The 262-nt window shown below is 69.5% G+C and carries 1 protein-coding gene; it reads right to left on the bottom strand.

Features of this window, described 5'->3' with window-relative positions:
* Positions 1–262 (bottom strand): PLP-dependent transferase (locus tag F0U44_RS22325; RefSeq protein WP_188113639.1); only part of this gene is annotated, 262 nt, incomplete at both ends.

Genomic DNA, 262 nt, shown 5'->3' with positions numbered 1-262 from the left:
TCAGGCCGCCGGAGCGCTTCATCTGGCGCTGCGCGCCCTCGTGTCCCGAGTGGGTCTCCAGGCCCGGATAGATGACCGTGCCGACCTTCGGGTGGCTGGTCAGGAAGGCAGCGACGCGCTCGGCGTTGACGCAGTGGCGGTCCATGCGCACCGCGAGCGACTTGATGCCGCGGTGGGTCAGGAAGCAGTCGAACGGCCCCGGCACCACACCCATCGCCTTCTGGTGGGAGCCGACCTTCTCGGCGAACTCCTGGTCCCGCAC

Origin of the sequence: Nocardioides humilatus, from assembly GCF_008373755.1 — a bacterium.
Taxonomy (GTDB): Bacteria; Actinomycetota; Actinomycetes; order Propionibacteriales; family Nocardioidaceae; genus Nocardioides; species Nocardioides humilatus.
This window is presented reverse-complemented; position numbering and strand designations above follow the sequence as displayed.